11 protein-coding genes are annotated in these 16,439 nt (G+C 61.4%); 5 read left to right on the top strand and 6 right to left on the bottom strand.

The genetic code is table 11. The features are described from left to right. Positions 1 to 144: 144 nt before the first annotated feature. Positions 145 to 426 (bottom strand): hypothetical protein, encoded by a 282-nt coding sequence (locus tag RHEC894_RS30680; RefSeq protein WP_085740402.1) that lies wholly within the window; start codon positions 424 to 426, stop codon positions 145 to 147. Between the two features lie 51 nt (positions 427 to 477). Beyond that, positions 478 to 930, bottom strand: a complete 453-nt coding sequence (locus tag RHEC894_RS30675) for a hypothetical protein (RefSeq protein WP_085740401.1) — start codon at positions 928 to 930, stop codon at positions 478 to 480. Positions 931 to 1,097: 167 nt separating this feature from the next. Here RHEC894_RS30675 and RHEC894_RS30670 point away from each other — a divergent pair, with 167 nt between their 5' ends. Next, on the top strand, positions 1,098 to 7,397 hold the full coding sequence (locus RHEC894_RS30670) for a HAMP domain-containing protein (RefSeq protein WP_085740400.1): 6,300 nt from the start codon (positions 1,098 to 1,100) through the stop codon (positions 7,395 to 7,397). Between the two features lie 10 nt (positions 7,398 to 7,407). After that, the gene (locus RHEC894_RS30665; RefSeq protein WP_085740399.1) at positions 7,408 to 9,084 is read left to right on the top strand and encodes a response regulator; all 1,677 of its coding nucleotides are present in this window, start codon (positions 7,408 to 7,410) and stop codon (positions 9,082 to 9,084) included. A gap of 33 nt (positions 9,085 to 9,117) precedes the next feature. Here the strand turns inward: RHEC894_RS30665 and RHEC894_RS30660 are convergent, their stop codons facing one another. Next, positions 9,118 to 9,423, bottom strand: coding sequence for a type II toxin-antitoxin system RelE/ParE family toxin (locus tag RHEC894_RS30660; RefSeq protein ID WP_085740398.1), 306 nt, complete (start codon positions 9,421 to 9,423; stop codon positions 9,118 to 9,120). Next, complete coding sequence (locus tag RHEC894_RS30655) at positions 9,423 to 9,704, bottom strand: type II toxin-antitoxin system ParD family antitoxin (RefSeq protein WP_010069576.1); 282 nt, start codon at positions 9,702 to 9,704, stop codon at positions 9,423 to 9,425. Before RHEC894_RS30655 ends, RHEC894_RS30660 begins: the two co-directional genes overlap by 1 nt. Positions 9,705 to 9,904: 200 nt before the next feature. Here RHEC894_RS30655 and treZ point away from each other — a divergent pair, with 200 nt between their 5' ends. The 3 genes from treZ (at position 9,905) to RHEC894_RS33215 (ending at position 13,922) form a co-directional block, all read left to right on the top strand. After that, positions 9,905 to 11,677, top strand: a complete 1,773-nt coding sequence (gene treZ, locus RHEC894_RS30650; RefSeq protein ID WP_089152768.1) for a malto-oligosyltrehalose trehalohydrolase — start codon at positions 9,905 to 9,907, stop codon at positions 11,675 to 11,677. Between the two features lie 26 nt (positions 11,678 to 11,703). Further along, on the top strand, positions 11,704 to 13,569 hold the full coding sequence (gene malQ, locus RHEC894_RS30645) for a 4-alpha-glucanotransferase (protein WP_085740396.1): 1,866 nt from the start codon (positions 11,704 to 11,706) through the stop codon (positions 13,567 to 13,569). 191 nt (positions 13,570 to 13,760) lie between these two features. Beyond that, on the top strand, positions 13,761 to 13,922 hold the full coding sequence (locus tag RHEC894_RS33215; RefSeq protein ID WP_010065829.1) for a hypothetical protein: 162 nt from the start codon (positions 13,761 to 13,763) through the stop codon (positions 13,920 to 13,922). A gap of 117 nt (positions 13,923 to 14,039) precedes the next feature. On the opposite strand, the gene RHEC894_RS30640 is transcribed toward RHEC894_RS33215, so the two are convergent. Both RHEC894_RS30640 and RHEC894_RS30635 read right to left on the bottom strand, forming a co-directional pair. Next, a complete protein-coding gene (locus RHEC894_RS30640; protein ID WP_085740395.1) occupies positions 14,040 to 15,227 on the bottom strand; it encodes a hypothetical protein in 1,188 nt (395 codons plus the stop codon). A 368-nt stretch (positions 15,228 to 15,595) separates the two neighbouring features. Continuing rightward, the gene (locus tag RHEC894_RS30635) at positions 15,596 to 16,315 is read right to left on the bottom strand and encodes a GntR family transcriptional regulator (protein WP_085740394.1); all 720 of its coding nucleotides are present in this window, start codon (positions 16,313 to 16,315) and stop codon (positions 15,596 to 15,598) included. Between the last annotated feature and the right edge of the window lie 124 nt (positions 16,316 to 16,439).

Raw genomic sequence — 16,439 nt, 5'->3', positions numbered from 1 at the left:
ATGTGTGGCCGCGGTATAGCCTCAGGGATCACCCGAAAACAAGACAAAAAAAATCAACTTATATGAAAAGTCGACAGCGCTCGCGGGAACAGTCGATGTGGCGGATCTGTTCTGCAGAATTAGCAATAAAGCCGTCGAACCTGTTCAGCTCAGTTTTGCCACCAGCTTGGCATAGTTCGAGAACGTCAGCCGCTCCCCCTTCTGGCTTGCCTCGTTGGCAAGCAGAAGCACGCGAAGGGGAAAGAGGGTCGCTGCCCGGTTGGCGCCGGATAATTCGGGTCCGTTGTCATCTTCGACCGTCTTCTTGGCCTTCGAAAGCGCAACGGCCATCTCTTCATGGGTAAGCAGTCCTTTTTCGACGATCGCCTCGGATATCGACGCCATGGCCATTATGAGGCCTTCGAGCTGCAGGTTCGCTGTATTCATCGTGCCCTCCAACGAAAAAAAGCGGTCTCTCCCGCCGCTGTAAAATCCACATCAATCCTGCTCTACCGGCCGGATCGTGTCGACCGAAATCACACCGTCGACGACCCCGCGTTTGACGTCGCCCCTATCCCGGTCGATCTCGATCACAGTGTAAAGCTTGTCGTCCCGAAAAGCGCTGGCGTTGGCCGTCGTGACATCCTCGGCGGGCGCGGCATCGACTTCCATGAAATCGAGTTCGCGGCTGGCGGCGACGATCCTGGCATCGCCAGGCGTCCGGGCGGCCACGATGATGGTGCCGTGGTTGGGGGCATTGCCCCATCTAGGATCGTCTGAATTGGCGATCGGCTCCAGTCGGTAAATGTTGAGCATCTCGCCGCCGGCTTCGGGCGATGCCTCCGCCGCCGCATCCTGCATCTGCGCCTGGCTCTCGACCGATCTTCCGAATGTGGTCGGGCTGGTCGCGTTGTTGATCTCGTCCTTGCCGGTTCTTGAGACGTTCGACATGTCGTTCTCCTTGTCAGGACGGAAACGACGGCCGCCGGGAAACTGTTCCCGCGCAGGCAAAGTTTGGCCGTTGACGTTGGGTTAGGCCTATCTCTGCAACCCTGCGGCACACCCATACCCTTTTTCCAGCGGAGCACTAATTACCTCCTGTCGAACAGGGGGATTTCGTGAGCAAGCAAACCAGTAAATTTTCGCGCGACGACGCTGCGGCCGAAAGCCTCAATGGGCACGACCACAAAAGCATGGCGTTCGACGATGCCAGCGCGCTTCTGGAGGTTCTGGTCGCCGTCAGGCGCGGTGATTTTTCCGTGCGGATGCGGTCGGATCTCACCGGCGTCACCGGCAAGGTCGCCGATGCCCTGAACGACATTATCGCCGCCAACCAGCGCATGGCCCAGCAGCTCGAACACGTCGGGCAGGTGGTCGGTCGGGACGGGCGGACGAGCACGCGGGTGCGCTTCGGCCTGTCCGACGGCTCCTGGTCCGAGATGGAGGGCTCGATCAACGGCCTGATTGACGATCTCCTGTGGCCGACGACGGCGGTCACCCGTACGATCACCGCGGTTGCCAAGGGCGATCTGCTGCAGACCGTGCCGCTCGATGTCGATGGGCGGGCTCTGAAAGGCGAATTCCTGCGCTCGGCCGATATCGTCAACACGATGATCAAACAGCTGAGTGTTTTCACCTCTGAAGTGACGCGTGTCGCCCGCGAAGTCGGCACCGACGGAAAGCTCGGCGGGCAGGCGCAGGTGCCTGAAGTCACCGGCGTCTGGAAGGACCTGACCGAAAGCGTCAACTCGATGGCGTCGAACCTGACGGCGCAGGTGCGCAACATCGCCGAGGTGACGATCGCGGTTGCGAACGGCGACCTCTCCAAGAAGATCACTGTCGACGTGCGCGGCGAGATTCTGCAGCTGAAGGAAGCGATCAATACGATGGTCGACCAGCTTCGCTCCTTCGCCTCGGAAGTGACGCGTGTGGCCCGCGAGGTCGGCACCGAAGGCAAGCTCGGTGGACAGGCGTTGGTGCCAGGCGTCGCCGGCACCTGGAAGGACCTGACGGACAGTGTCAACGCCATGTGCGGCAACCTGACGGCGCAGGTGCGTAACATCGCCCAGGTGACGACGGCGGTGGCGCGCGGCGACCTCTCGCGCAAGATCACCGTCGACGTCTCGGGCGAAATCCTGGAGCTCAAGGAAACCATCAATACGATGGTGGATCAGCTCAATGGCTTTGCCGGTGAAGTCACGCGCGTTGCGCGCGAAGTCGGCACGGAAGGCCGGCTCGGCGGTCAGGCGCAGGTCCCGGGTGTCGCGGGTACCTGGAAGGACCTGACCGACAACGTCAATTCCATGGCGTCGAACCTGACGGCGCAGGTGCGCAATATCGCCGAAGTGTCCACGGCGATCGCCAATGGCGATCTGTCGAAGAAGATCACGGTGACGGTGTCGGGCGAAATCCTCGAGCTGAAGGAGACTATCAATACGATGGTCGACCAGTTGAATGCCTTCGCCTCGGAAGTGACGCGCGTGGCGCGTGAAGTCGGCACGGAGGGCCGGCTCGGGGGGCAGGCCAACGTGCGCGGCGTCGCCGGCACCTGGAAGGATTTGACCGAGAACGTCAACTCTATGGGCGGTAACCTGACGGCGCAGGTGCGCAACATTGCCGAGGTTTCCACGGCCATCGCCAATGGCGACCTGTCGAAAAAGATCACCGTCGACGTGAAGGGCGAAATCCTCGAACTGAAGGAAACCATCAATACGATGGTCGACCAGTTGAACGCCTTCGCCTCTGAGGTGACGCGTGTTGCCCGCGAAGTCGGCACGGAAGGCCGGCTCGGCGGCCAGGCGAATGTGCGCGGTGTGGCTGGCACCTGGAAGGACCTGACCGACAGCGTCAATTCCATGGCCTCGAATCTGACAGGTCAGGTGCGCAACATCGCCGAAGTCGCGACCGCGGTCGCCCAGGGCGACCTGTCGAAGAAGATCACCGTGCCGGTGTCGGGGGAAATCCTCGAACTGAAGGAGACCATCAATACGATGGTCGACCAGTTGAATGGTTTCGCCGGCGAAGTGACGCGTGTTGCCCGCGAAGTCGGCACGGAAGGCCGGCTCGGCGGCCAAGCGAACGTGCTTGGTGTGGCCGGCACCTGGAAGGACCTGACCGACAGCGTCAACTCCATGGCCGGCAACCTGACGGCGCAGGTGCGCAACATCGCCGAAGTCTCCACGGCGATCGCCAATGGCGACCTGTCGAAAAAGATCACGGTGTCGGTCTCGGGGGAAATTCTCGAGCTCAAGGAAACGCTGAACACCATGGTGGATCAGCTGAACCGCTTCGCCTCGGAAGTGACGCGCGTCGCCCGCGAAGTCGGCACCGAAGGCAAGCTCGGCGGCCAGGCGCAGGTGCCGGGTGTGGCCGGCACCTGGAAGGACTTGACCGAAAACGTCAACTCCATGGCCTCGAACCTGACGGGCCAGGTGCGCAACATCGCCGAAGTTACGACCGCGGTGGCGCGCGGCGACCTCTCGCGCAAGATCACCGTCGACGTGAAGGGGGAAATCCTCGAGCTGAAGAACACTATCAACACGATGGTGGACCAGCTCAACGCCTTCGCCGGCGAAGTGACGCGCGTCGCCCGCGAAGTAGGCACCGAAGGCAAGCTCGGCGGCCAGGCGCAGGTCTCGGGCGTGGCCGGCACCTGGAAGGACCTGACCGACAGCGTCAACTCCATGGCCGGCAACCTGACGGCGCAGGTGCGCAACATCGCCGAAGTGGCGACTGCCATCGCCAATGGCGACCTGTCGCGCAAGATTACCGTCGACGTGCGCGGCGAAATCCTGCTCCTCAAAGACACTTTGAACACCATGGTGGATCAGCTTCGCTCCTTCGCCGGCGAAGTCACGCGCGTCGCCCGCGAAGTCGGCACGGATGGCCGCCTTGGCGGCCAGGCCGTCGTTCCCGGGGTCGCCGGCACCTGGAAGGACCTGACTGACAACGTCAACCTTCTCGCCGCCAATCTGACGACCCAGGTGCGCAACATTGCCGAGGTGACGACTGCCGTGGCGCGCGGCGACCTCTCGCGCAAGATCACTGTCGACGTAAAGGGCGAAATCCTCGAGTTGAAGAACACTATCAACACCATGGTGGACCAGCTCAACGCCTTTGCCGGCGAAGTGACGCGTGTGGCCCGTGAAGTCGGCACCGAAGGCAAGCTCGGCGGCCAGGCGCAAGTGCCGGGTGTCGCCGGCACCTGGAAGGATCTGACCGACACCGTCAACGTCATGGCCGCCAACCTCACCGAACAGGTGCGCGGCATCGTCAAGGTGGTGACGGCGGTGGCGAACGGCGATCTCAAGCAGAACCTCACCGTCGCCTCCAAGGGCGAGGTGGCCGCCCTTGCCGAAACCATCAACAACATGACCAACACGCTTGCGACCTTCGCCGATCAGGTGACGACGGTGGCGCGTGAAGTCGGCGTCGAAGGCCGCCTCGGCGGCCAAGCGAATGTTCCCGGTGCCGCGGGAACGTGGAAAGACCTGACCGGCAACGTCAACCTGCTTGCCGCCAACCTGACGACCCAGGTGCGCGCCATCGCCGAGGTTGCCACCGCCGTCACCAAGGGCGACCTGACGCGGTCGATCAAGGTCGATGCGCGCGGCGAAGTGGCCGAGCTCAAGGACAACATCAACACGATGATCGACAACCTGCGCCTGACGACGGAGCGCAACACCGAGCAGGACTGGCTGAAGACCAATCTGGCGCGCTTCACCAACATGCTGCAGGGCCAGCGCGACCTGACGCTGGTCGGTAAGCTGATGCTTTCGGAGCTGGCGCCGCTGGTCGGCGCGCATCAGGGCGTCATCTATCAGGTGGATGCCGATGAGGAGCAGGCGTTTCTGTCGCTGCTGTCGGTCTATGCGCAGGGCGTCGAGGCGGCGCACCCGCTGCGGCTCGATTTCGGCCAGGGCCTCGTCGGCCAATGCGCCAGCGACGCCCGCCGCATCCTCGTCACCGATCTTCCCGACAATGTCGTCCCGATCAGCTCCGGCGTTTTCACGACCCTGCCGCGGAGCGCGATCGTGCTGCCCGTCCATTTCGAGGGGCAGGTGAAGGCGGTGATCGAGCTTGCTTCCGCCGGCGAATTCACCGAGTTGCAGCTCTCTTTCCTCGACCAGTTGACGACCTCGATCGGCATCGTCCTCAACTCGATCGAAGCGACCATGCAGACCGAAGGCCTGCTCAAACAGTCGCAGCAACTCGCCGCCGAGCTGCAGACGCAGCAGCGCGAGCTGCAGCAGACCAACGAGCAACTCGGCCAGAAGGCGCAGCAGTTGGAGGAACGCAACGTCGAAGTCGAGGCGAAGAACCAGGAAATCGAGCAGGCAAGACGCGCGCTGGAGGAAAAGGCGACCGAGCTGGCGCTGACTTCGAAATACAAATCCGAATTCCTCGCCAACATGTCGCACGAGCTGCGCACGCCGCTGAATTCGATCCTCATCCTCGGCCAGCAGCTCGGGGAAAACCCCGACGGCAACCTGTCGGGTAAACAGGTCGAGTTCGCAAAGACGATCCACGGCGCAGGAACCGATCTTCTGAACCTCATCAGCGATATTCTCGACCTGTCGAAGATCGAGTCCGGGACGGTCTCGGTCGATGCCGAGGAGATCTTCGTCAGCAACCTGCTCGAGATGATGGCCCGGCCTTTCCGGCATGAGGCCGAAAACCGGAACCTGTCGTTCGCGGTCGAGGTGGGCGGCGATCTCACGAAGAGCATCATTACGGATTCGAAGCGCCTGCAGCAGATCCTCAAAAACCTGCTGTCGAACGCCTTCAAATTCACCGCGCAGGGCGGCGTGACGCTTCGCGTCGCCTTGGCAACCAGCGGCTGGTCGCCCGATCATCCGTCGCTCCGGCATGCGCCTTCGGTGATCGCCTTCGAAGTCGTCGACACCGGCATCGGCATTCCGCCGGAAAAGCAGCGCATCATTTTCGAGGCGTTCCAGCAGGCGGATGCTTCGACCAGCCGCAAATATGGCGGCACCGGCCTCGGCCTGGCGATCAGCCGCGAACTGGCGAACCTGCTCGGTGGTGAGATCCAGTTGCGCAGCACGCCGGGCGTCGGCAGCACCTTCGTGCTTTACCTGCCGCTGACATATGTCGGTGCCGGTGCGGTTGCGCCCAGGCCGGCCCCAGCGCCGGCGAACGTCGTGGAATTTGCCGAAGCGGCCGCCCGCCGCGCCGAAAAACCTGTCGAACATGTCGCAGACGATCGTCATCGGATAGCAGTTGGCGACTCGGTATTGCTCATCGTCGAAGACGATGCCCATTACGCCCGCGTCCTCGTCGATCTGGCCCGCGACAATGGCTTCAAGGTGCTGGTCGCGATGCGCGGCAGCGATGCGCTTGTTCTCGCGCAGGAATACAAGCCGTCAGCGATCTCGCTTGATATCTTCCTGCCCGATATGCTCGGCTGGACGGTGCTGAGCCAGCTCAAGCAGAATTCCCAGACGCGGCATATTCCGGTGCAGATCATCAGTCTAGACGAGGACCGCCAGCATGGGCTGACCCGCGGTGCCTTTGCCTTCATGAGCAAACCGACGACGCCGGAAGGCCTCGGCAAAGCCTTGTCTCGTCTGAAAGCCTATGCCGAGCCGCGCCGCAAGCAATTGTTGCTGGTGGAAGACAATGAAGCCGAGCGCATGAGCGTCACCGCCCTTCTCGGGCATGACGACATCGACATAACAAGCGTCGGCTCCGGATCGGAGGCGCTCGCCGTTCTCCGGCAGGGCTCGGCCGATTGCGTGGTGCTCGATCTCACGCTGCCGGACATGTCCGGCTTCGACGTGCTGGAGCAGATCCGCGACGATGCCGCGATCGCCGAAGTGCCGGTGGTCGTCTTCACCGGCCGGGAGCTTTCGCTTGAGGAAGACGCAACGCTGCACAGTATGGCCCGCAGCGTCGTGGTGAAGGGGGTGGAGTCGCCCGAGCGGCTGCTCGATGAAACGGCGCTGTTCCTGCACCGGGTCGTCGCAGACCTGCCGGCAGCAAAACAGGCGACGCTGCAGGAGTTGCACAGCTCGGACGAGGATCTTGTCGGTGAAACGGTGCTGCTCGTCGACGACGACGCGCGCAACATCTTCGCGCTGAGCAGTGTTCTCGAACGTCGCGGCATGAAGGTGCTGACGGCGACGACCGGAAGCGAGGCGATCGAGGTCATCAACAATGAGCCCTCGGTGGCGATCGTGCTGATGGACATCATGATGCCCGGAATGGACGGCTACGAGACGATGCAGGTCATCCGCTCCGAGCCCCGCTTCCGGCGGCTGCCGATCCTGGCGCTGACGGCCAAGGCGATGAAGGGAGACCGCGAGAAATGCCTGGAAGCTGGCGCCTCCGATTACCTGGCGAAGCCGGTCAATACCGAACAGCTCCTGTCGGCGCTGCGCATGTGGCTGCACCGCTGAGGACCTGGCCATGAACCCCGTCAACATCCTCCTCGTCGACGACCAGCCTGCCAAGCTCCTGAGCTATGAGGTCATTCTCGAAGAGCTCGAGGAAAACCTCATCAAGGCGCAATCGGCGCGCGAAGCCTTCGAGCATCTGTTGCGCACCGAAATCGCGGTCATTCTCGTCGATGTCTGTATGCCGGAACAGGATGGTTTCGAACTCGTCGGCATGATCCGGCAACATCCACGCTACCAGAACACGCCGATCATCTTCGTTTCCGCGGTAATGCTGGCCGAACCCGACCGGCTGCGCGGTTATGCCGTCGGTGCCGTCGACTACGTCTCCGTGCCGATCGTTCCGGAGGTGCTGAGAGCCAAGGTCAGGGTCTTTGCCGATCTTTATCGGAAGACGCGGGAGCTCGAGCGCCTGAACGCCGATCTGGAGGCCCGGGTTCGCCAGCGCACCGGCGAGCTCGAGGCTTCGGCGGCGCAACTGCGTCAGCTCAACGAGGAGCTCGAGAACCGGATCGATCAAAGGACGCGCGAGCGCGAGGAGGCGCTTGCCCAGCTGTTCGAGGCGCAGAAGCTCGACACGATCGGCCACCTCACAGGCGGCGTGGCGCATGACTTCAACAACCTCCTCATGGCGGTGCTCGGCAGCCTGAGCCTGTTGAAGAAGCGGCTTCCGGCCGATGAACGCAGTGAGCGCCTGGTGACCAACGCGATCCAGGCGGCCGAGCGCGGCACGGCGCTGACCCAGCGCCTGCTCGCCTTCGCCCGCCGCCAGGAATTGAAGCCGCAAGCGATCGATTTCCTGCGCCTGTTCGAAAATGTCGAGGATCTTCTCGCAAAGGCGGTGGGTCCGCGTATCGAAATCCGCAAAAGTATCCCGGCCGATCTCGCGCCCCTACTGGTGGACAGCAACCAGCTGGAGCTGGCGCTGCTCAACCTCTTCGTCAATGCGCGCGACGCGCTGGAAAGCGGGGGGGCGGTGACGGTTGCCGCGGCTCACGCCGACGAGGCCCGGCCGGCTGGTTTGACGGGCGGCAATTACATCAGAATATCGGTGTCGGACGATGGCGAGGGCATGGATGAGGCAACCGTCTCGCGCGCCGCCGAACCGTTTTTCACCACCAAAGGCGTTGGCAAGGGCACCGGCCTCGGCCTGTCTATGGTTCATGGCCTGGCCGCGCAATCTGGCGGCTCGATCCAGATATCGAGCGTCAGGGGCAAGGGCACGACCGTCTCCCTGTGGCTGCCCGTCGCCGAGACTTTCGTCAAGACGGAGCCGGCCGTCGAGCCCCCAGCGACGGAACCCTTGATGCCGGTATCGCGTCCGCTTGCCATTCTCGTCGTCGATGACGATGCGCTTGTCCGGACAGGAACCGTGGCGATGCTGGAGGATCTCGGGCATCTGCCGCGGGAAGCGTCTTCGGCTTCCCAGGCTTTGGAATTCCTTGCCGGCGGACCGAATTGCGATCTCGTCATCACCGATCACGCCATGCCCGGCATGACCGGCGCCGAGCTTGCGCGTCATCTTCGTTCGTCCTTCCCGGGCCTGCCCATTATTCTCGCTTCGGGCTATGCCGAGTTTTCCGAAGACCATGGGCTCGGCCGGATGCTCAGAATGACCAAGCCGTTCACCCAGGAACAGCTTCAAAGGGCCATGGATCAGGCGCTTTCGGGCAAGGTTGCGGCGGCCTGACGGTTGGGGTGCAGGTGTGTTTCACAGGCAGCTCTAACTTTCGCCGCTTTCAAACTGCTGCCCGGCATGGAGGATACGGAGGATAACAACCTCGGCGGAGTCGACGACGAACGCCACGCTTACCCGGCGCTCAAAACCGACAATCCGCAATCCCGGTCGGACATCATCACGGACGCTGCCACGTTCGGGATATGTTTCGAACCCATCCACAAAGGTCTTGATGCGGGCGATATATTTGCGGGCGACGACAGAAGATGCGGATTTCTTACGGACGAAACCATAGATGCACGCCAAATCCAACTCCGCCTCATCGGTGAAGCGGATATAATAGCGTTTCATCAATCCTCTTCCCGATCGATTTCGTCCATCCGTGCTTCGAGCCGTTTCCAGACTTCGTCGAGAGGTTTGGCCTTGGTGGGATCGGCCTTATGGACGTCATAGGTAGCCGCAACTTCCGTTCGCAGCCAATGCTCGACGGCATTTTCACGTTCCTGCAGAGCCCGCAGACCCTCGCGTATAACTTCGCTCTCAGAGGCGTAATCGCCGTCGGATACCCGTTGCTTGACGCGCTTCGCCATTTCTACGGGCAATGTGATGCTCATCTGTTGCGTCGAACGCATCGATTGCACTCCTATCGTTTGCATTCATATAGCACTCGATAGGATAAAATCCTACTCCCGATAGGGTGGATATTAATCTTCCTGATGTCCGCCGATAAAGCGTCCAGCGGCTGCAGCCGCTTTGCCTCCCCCGCGGACGAAACTTTTTGCTTCTGCAAAAGTTACCCAAATCCCATCTTCACTCCATCGAAGGCTTTCCCTTGACCAGAATGACGTTCGGCCCCGTTTTCACCGAAGAGGGTATTCTGTTTCGCCTCTGGGCTCCCCTGCATGAAAGCGTGTCCTTAAAGATCGACGGGGCCGGTTTACGGCCGATGCGCGCGGGCGAAGACGGATGGCACCGCTGCACGGTTGAGGATGCTCGTCCCGGGACGCGCTATCGCTTCGCCCTGCCGGACGGTCTTGAAATTCCCGATCCTGCCTCGCGGTTTCAGCCGCTGGACGTACATGGCCCGAGCGAAGTGGTCGACCTTTCCTCCTATCATTGGAAGGCGGGCGACTGGACCGGCCGGCCCTGGGAGGAGATGGTCATCTACGAGATGCATATCGGCGGCTTTACGCCGGAGGGCAGCTTCAGGGCCGCTATCGAGCGGCTGGATCATCTGCAAGAGCTTGGTATCACGGCGTTGCAGATCATGCCGCTCAGTGAGTTTCCGGGTCGTTACAGCTGGGGGTATGACGGCGTGCTTCCCTATGCGCCCGACAGCAGTTACGGCCGGCCGGAAGATTTCCTGGCGCTGGTGGATGCGGCGCATGAGCGCGGCATCTCCGTGTTTCTCGATGTCGTCTACAATCACTTCGGGCCTGACGGAAACTATATCCCGTCCTATGCGCCGCTCTTTACCGACCATCACAAAACGCCCTGGGGGCACGGGGTCAATTACGACGGCGACGGGTCGGAGGCGATCCGCGAATTCATCATCGAGAATGCCATCTACTGGATCACCGAGTTCAGGCTTGACGGTTTCCGCTTTGATGCCGTCCACGCCATCAAGGACGACAGCGACGAGCATCTTCTTCAGGCGCTTGCCCGCCGCGTCAGGGCTGCGGCCGGCAACCGGCATGTTCATCTGATCGTCGAAAACGAGGAGAACGATGCCGACCTCCTGCAGCGTGACGATAAGGGCGAGGCGAGGCTGTTCACCGCCCAGTGGAACGATGATGTGCACCATGTGCTGCATGTTGCCGCCACGGACGAAACCTTCGGCTATTATGCCGATTACGCCGGCGACGTCGGCAAGCTCGGGCGGGCGCTGGCGGAGGGTTTCGTGTTCCAGGGCGAACATATGCCATATCGCGGCGGAAGGCGGGGCAGGCCGAGCGGCCACCTGCCGCCCACAGCCTTCGTGTCCTTCATCCAGAACCATGATCAGATCGGCAACAGGGCACTGGGCGACCGGGTTCTGGCGTCGAGCCCGGTCGATGCCGTCAAGGCCGTCATATCAATCTATCTGCTGGCGCCCGAGATACCGATGCTGTTCATGGGAGAGGAATGGTGCGCCAGAGAGCCTTTTCCCTTTTTCTGCGATTTCGATGAAGATCTGAACGAGAAGGTCAGGCAAGGCCGGCGCCAGGAGCTTTCGCGTCTGCCCGGCTTCGACGCGGACGACCTTCTCGACCCGACGGCGCCATCGACCTTTGCTGCGGCCAAGCTCGACTGGTCGAAACGCACCACCTCCGACATGCTTGATTATTACAGAACACTTCTCGACCTCCGGCACCGGCGGATCGTTCCTTTGCTGAAAGGTGCCGTTGGCGGAGGCGCGGTCTACCGCTCGGCGGGAAATGCGATCGCGGTGGATTGGACCCTTGCGGAAAACCGGCGGCTTCATCTGCGCGCCAATCTCGGCAACGCGGCGGCGCCGCTGCTCGAGCCGCGGCAGGACGACACCGAGACGATATTCCGTCTTGGCGGAAGCGGCGGCGGCGGTCTCGGCCCGTGGACGGTGATCTGGAGCATCAGCGCGGGGTGACGGCGGTGGGAGAAAAGGATCGAAGGATGAAACCCGCCGAGCTCGACAAGCTTGCCCGACTTTACGGCATCAGCCCGACAAGGCCCAGCCCCGACAACAGGGAAGTGGCGATTTCCGCCGCGACCAAGCGCAAGATACTCTCGGCGCTCAACATCGAGCTGACGGCGACGGCAGATCCGCAGAGTGGCGCGCCGGGGCGGCAAGTCAAACCGGACGGCAGGAAGATCCCGGTGTCGTTTCTGCCGGATTTCCTTTCCGGCACACGGGTCTGGGGTGTGAGCCTGCAGCTTTACGAGCTCCGTTCGGCCCGCAACTGGGGTATCGGAGACTTCAAGGATCTGTCTGATCTGCCCGATCTGGCAGGATCGCTGGGGGCGGATTTCATCGGACTCAACCCGCTTCACGCGCCGTTCCTTGCCGATCCCGACCGCTGCAGCCCCTACGAACCCTCAAGCCGTCAGCATCTCAACCCACTCTATATCGCGGTCGACGAGGTGCCAGGTTTCGCCGGCAGTCCCGAACTCGAACGCGAATTGAAGCGCCTCCGCCAATCCAATCTCGTCGATTACGTCGGCGTCGCACGAGCCAAGCTTGGAGCCCTTCATGATCTCTGGCCGGCGTGGCGACAGCGCCGCGCCGGTGATAAGGACTATAGCCCAGCCGATTTCGACGCCTTTGTCGCGCGAGGCGGTGACAGCTTGCGGCTGCATGCGCTTTTCGAATGCCTGTCGTTTTCCATGGTCGAGCGCGGGGCCGGCGCCGGTTGGCAGCGGTGGCCGGCCGAGTTTCAGCGTTTCGACAGCGCCGCCGTCGACGATTTCGAACGCGAGCACACGGACGATGTTTTCTTCCATATGTGGCTGCAATGGCTCGCCCACCGCCAACTGATGCAGGCGGCAGATCGGGCGCGCAGGGCCGGCCTGCGCATCGGGCTCTATATGGACCTTGCCGTCGGGGAGGCGGTCGACGGCTCGGCAACGTGGAGCGAGCCTGAGGTCTACGTCTCCAAGGCCACGATCGGCAGCCCTCCCGACCCCTTCGCCGTCGAGGGGCAGGACTGGCATCTTGCCGGATACCTGCCTTCCGAAATTGCCGGAGGCGGCATGTCGCCTTACCAGCGCATGGTGAGTGCGGCCATGCGTTATGCAGGCGCCATTCGCATCGACCACGCCCCGGCGGTCCGCCGCCTTTTCCTGGTTCCCTTGGGCGACAGGCCGGATAGCGGCGCCTATGTCCGCTATCCCGAAGGCCGGCTGCTGCAGATCCTGGCTGAGGCTTCTGCCGAACATCGATGCCTCGTCATCGGAGAATCACTGGGAATGATTCCGGAGGGATTGCCGGAGGATCTGGCCGCCGCCGGCATCCTCTCCTATCGGATCCTTTCCTATGAACAGGGCAAGAAGGGCTTCAAGCCGGCCGATGCCTATCCCGTCCTCGCACTCGTCTGCCTTTCGACGCACGACCATCAGACCCTTGCCGGCTGGTGGCGCGGCGCCGACATTCAGAATCGCTGCGAACACGGTATCGTGCCGCCCGATCTCACCGAAAAACATCTCGAATACCGCAAGCGAGAGCGGAGATATTTGAAAGCGGCATTCAAGGCCGCCGGCCTCGCCTTGCCGCCCAGGCTCCCTGCTGCGCGGGCAAGCGAAGAGATGCTGAAAGATCTGACCGTCAGCGCCTACCGTTTCATTGCCCGGACTCCGTCGCTTCTTGCCGCCGTGCGGCTTGCCGATCTGACCGACGAGAAAAGACCGACCAATATTCCGGGCACCAGCGACAGCTATCCGAACTGGAAGCCGAAGCTATCGGTTTTGCTGGAGGATCTGATGTCGAGTCCGCTGTTTAACAGCGTAACGACGGCAATGCGGGAGGAAAGGCCACGGGAGTGATCGCGGTTGAGCGAATTGTCCGATTCGCGATTGTCGCCCGATCTGGCCCGTCGCGCGAATGGAAATCGATCCGAGAAGGAACGAATACGGAGCCGGCGAATTTTGAACAAAGAAGGACAGCGAATGTCGAGATGAGGGCCTATCCGCTTCCGCCGCTCTAACTGCGGCACGACCAATATGGAAACAAAACCATGACGACCGCATTCATCGTTATCGCATTGGCTCTGATCATCATCTACGCCGGCCCGACATTGCTGTTCATCTGCGTCGGCTATGCCGATTATCTGCTGGAGCGGCGAAGACATATGATCGCGCTAAAGCACGTCGTGAAGCGTCGCAGTGACGAGCTTTAGCCACTCCTGGGAAATCGCTTTTTCTGGAATCAGGCTCGACCGTCGACGTTGTTTGGTTGTCTGGGGAAGGGACCAGAGGCAGGTCGGAAAACCCGCCCCTGGGAGATGCGACGCGCTTTAGTCGTTCGCCGTGACCTTGACGCCGAGTACCGAAGGAATGGTGTTCGGAGCACCCATGGCCGCGCCTATGATCATCGGAAATGGAACCGGCTTTTCAGGTGCGGCGCTGATCGTCAGGCTTTTCGGCGCGTCGAGATAGGTGTTGACGGCTGCCGATACCTGGTTTTGCAGCTCCGGGAGGTTGAGCTGCGCCATCATTATCGGTACGAGGCCTTTCAAAGATTGCGTCAGTTGCTCGCCCGTGACGCCCTGCTGCGAACCGGCATAGTCGAGCGCCTTCTTGGTGATCGAGGCATCGTCGAAGCGGATCGAGGCGCTGTTAAACGTCAGCTGCTGCACCAGCCCCAGCATTGCCAGGCCGGCGGCTTGGTTGGCCTCTTCCTTGTTCGGATTGGCCTCGGCGGTTTTCATCGCCTCCTGCAGCGATTTGACGAAGCCCAGCGTGTAACCGGAAAAGTCGACGGCGATATTCAGCCGGCCGATATTCTTGAAGTCGAAAGCGTATTCGTCGACAGCAATCTTGCCGCTTTCGACTTCCCAGCTGCCCTTCATCGTCACCGTGCCGTCGAGCGTCGTCAGCCCGAGTTTCTCGATGGCCTCCTTCGAGCTCGCATCCTCGACCTGCGACAGGTCGGCTTTCAGGCCGGCGACATTGGCGTCATAGGCAAAGCCGCCGTCCTGGCGTTCCAGGTTCGACTCGATACCCTCGATGGCAAAGACGTCCTTGCCCTTGATGTCGACAGCGATCGGACCGGTGCTGAACGTCTCGTACAGGAGAATATCGTTCAGCGTGCCGCCCGTTGCGTTGGCGGGAATCGTCAAGCCGGTAATCTCGATGTCCTTGGCGGAGAAGCGGCCTTCCTCCTGGCTCATGTCGATATCCGGGAAAGAGACGGTCTTGGCGCGGTAACCGCCGCCTTCGGTTTCCTCGACGCCCTCGAAGGTGAGTTCGCCGATTTTCAAAGTATCGCCGGGCAGATTGGCATATCCCACCTGGACGCCGGTAGCCGTTACCGTGTCGCCATCGACATCGGCCTTCTCGAAGGTGATGACCGTGCCGCCCGCACTGGTTGCGGCATTGAGCTTCTTCATCATGTCGGCGCCGTCAAGAGCAAGCGCCGGACCGGCGAGTGTCAGGAAGGCGGTGCTTGCCATCATCAGGTGAAAATTGCGCATATGCTTCATGAAGATATCCTTATGTCGAAAGTGGATGCGGGGATTGCGAAATTCCCGGACATATCCGAGCAGCCTCTCGGGTCTGAGAGGCGGCGGGGATGTCAGGGTTGCATCTGGTCGGCTAATTGGGGGGCGAGGAGGTCGGGCTCCGTCGGAACCGCTGGGCTGAAGAGACATGGCCGCTCTTCCGCCGGGAATGGACGGCAGCATTTTCTCTAGCAGAGGTAGTTTTGCGGTTCATTGTCACACATAAAGTGTATTCCCCTGATTTTTGCAAGCCTCAAACGACCGAACGACAGGGAATCATCGCCGGATTTTTTACGCGTTTTCAGTGCCGTAAGCGGAAGGGTCAGTCCCTTCGCTGCGGCGCGGCCGGTTCATACGAAATAATCGGGAAACGCCTTCCTGAGCTCTTCGACTTTTGCGACGGTCTGGCTGAGATGTTCACGGATCGCGCCGACGGCACGCTGTTCATCGCGGGCGGTAATTGCGTCGATGATGGCGTGGTGACCATCGAGAATGCTTATGATCTTGCCCTTCTCGGGCAGATGCAGACGACGAACGCGGTCAAGATGGCCGGAGCGCTCGCGAACCAGCTGATGCAGGCTGCTGCGTTTGGCGCCTGCGAATAATGTCTGGTGAAAGAGCTCGTCGAGTTCCTGGAACATGGCAATCTGATCGATGTCGTCGGCGACCGCCGACTGCATTTTGATGATCGAGCGGGCTCGGGTGAGGACGCTCGGATCCGGATCGGGATCGGTCGCGAGGCGGCGGCAGACTTCCGATTCCAGGGCGACGCGAAGGAAATGCGCCTCGTAAATTTGCAGGACATCGATCCTGGTCACCACAGTGCGGGACTGCGGGTGAATGCGAACCAGGCCTTCCTGTTTGAGAAGCTGAAGCGCGTCACGAATGGGAGTCTGGCTGACTTCATAGGTCTCGGTAAGCTCAGTGCGTGACAGCGTGGTGTCCGGGGGCAGCTGGATGGTGATGATCCGCTTCCTGAGATCGTCATAGACCCGCTGGACCGTGCTGCCGGCTGCGGCCGGAAAACCGGGTGCAGTCAGGCCGAATGTGGAGGCGAACTGGGAATTCATGTGGGTCGTTCCTTTCGCACCACTCATAGCTTTGCATGGCCTGAGGCACAAGAATACAAGGTTCCCGTTGATATATATGTCAAACTAAAATATCAGTTACGAGGGCTGAGATGAGCAAGCAAAA

The organism is Rhizobium sp. CIAT894 (assembly GCF_000172795.2).
Classification (GTDB): Bacteria; Pseudomonadota; Alphaproteobacteria; order Rhizobiales; family Rhizobiaceae; genus Rhizobium.
Note: the sequence above shows the minus strand (reverse complement) of the source record. Positions and strands in the feature narration are given on the sequence as shown.

What these genes read in the sequence shown, in the direction of transcription:
- RHEC894_RS30680 (WP_085740402.1), bottom strand. Translation starts at nt 426, where the DNA reads ATGAATACAGCGAACCTGCAGCTCGAAGGCCTCATAATGGCCATGGCG.
- RHEC894_RS30675 (WP_085740401.1), bottom strand. Translation starts at nt 930, where the DNA reads ATGTCGAACGTCTCAAGAACCGGCAAGGACGAGATCAACAACGCGACC.
- RHEC894_RS30665 (WP_085740399.1), top strand. Translation starts at nt 7,408, where the DNA reads ATGAACCCCGTCAACATCCTCCTCGTCGACGACCAGCCTGCCAAGCTC.
- RHEC894_RS30660 (WP_085740398.1), bottom strand. Translation starts at nt 9,423, where the DNA reads ATGAAACGCTATTATATCCGCTTCACCGATGAGGCGGAGTTGGATTTG.
- RHEC894_RS30655 (WP_010069576.1), bottom strand. Translation starts at nt 9,704, where the DNA reads ATGCGTTCGACGCAACAGATGAGCATCACATTGCCCGTAGAAATGGCG.
- malQ (WP_085740396.1), top strand. Translation starts at nt 11,704, where the DNA reads ATGAAACCCGCCGAGCTCGACAAGCTTGCCCGACTTTACGGCATCAGC.
- RHEC894_RS33215 (WP_010065829.1), top strand. Translation starts at nt 13,761, where the DNA reads ATGACGACCGCATTCATCGTTATCGCATTGGCTCTGATCATCATCTAC.
- RHEC894_RS30640 (WP_085740395.1), bottom strand. Translation starts at nt 15,227, where the DNA reads ATGAAGCATATGCGCAATTTTCACCTGATGATGGCAAGCACCGCCTTC.
- RHEC894_RS30635 (WP_085740394.1), bottom strand. Translation starts at nt 16,315, where the DNA reads ATGAATTCCCAGTTCGCCTCCACATTCGGCCTGACTGCACCCGGTTTT.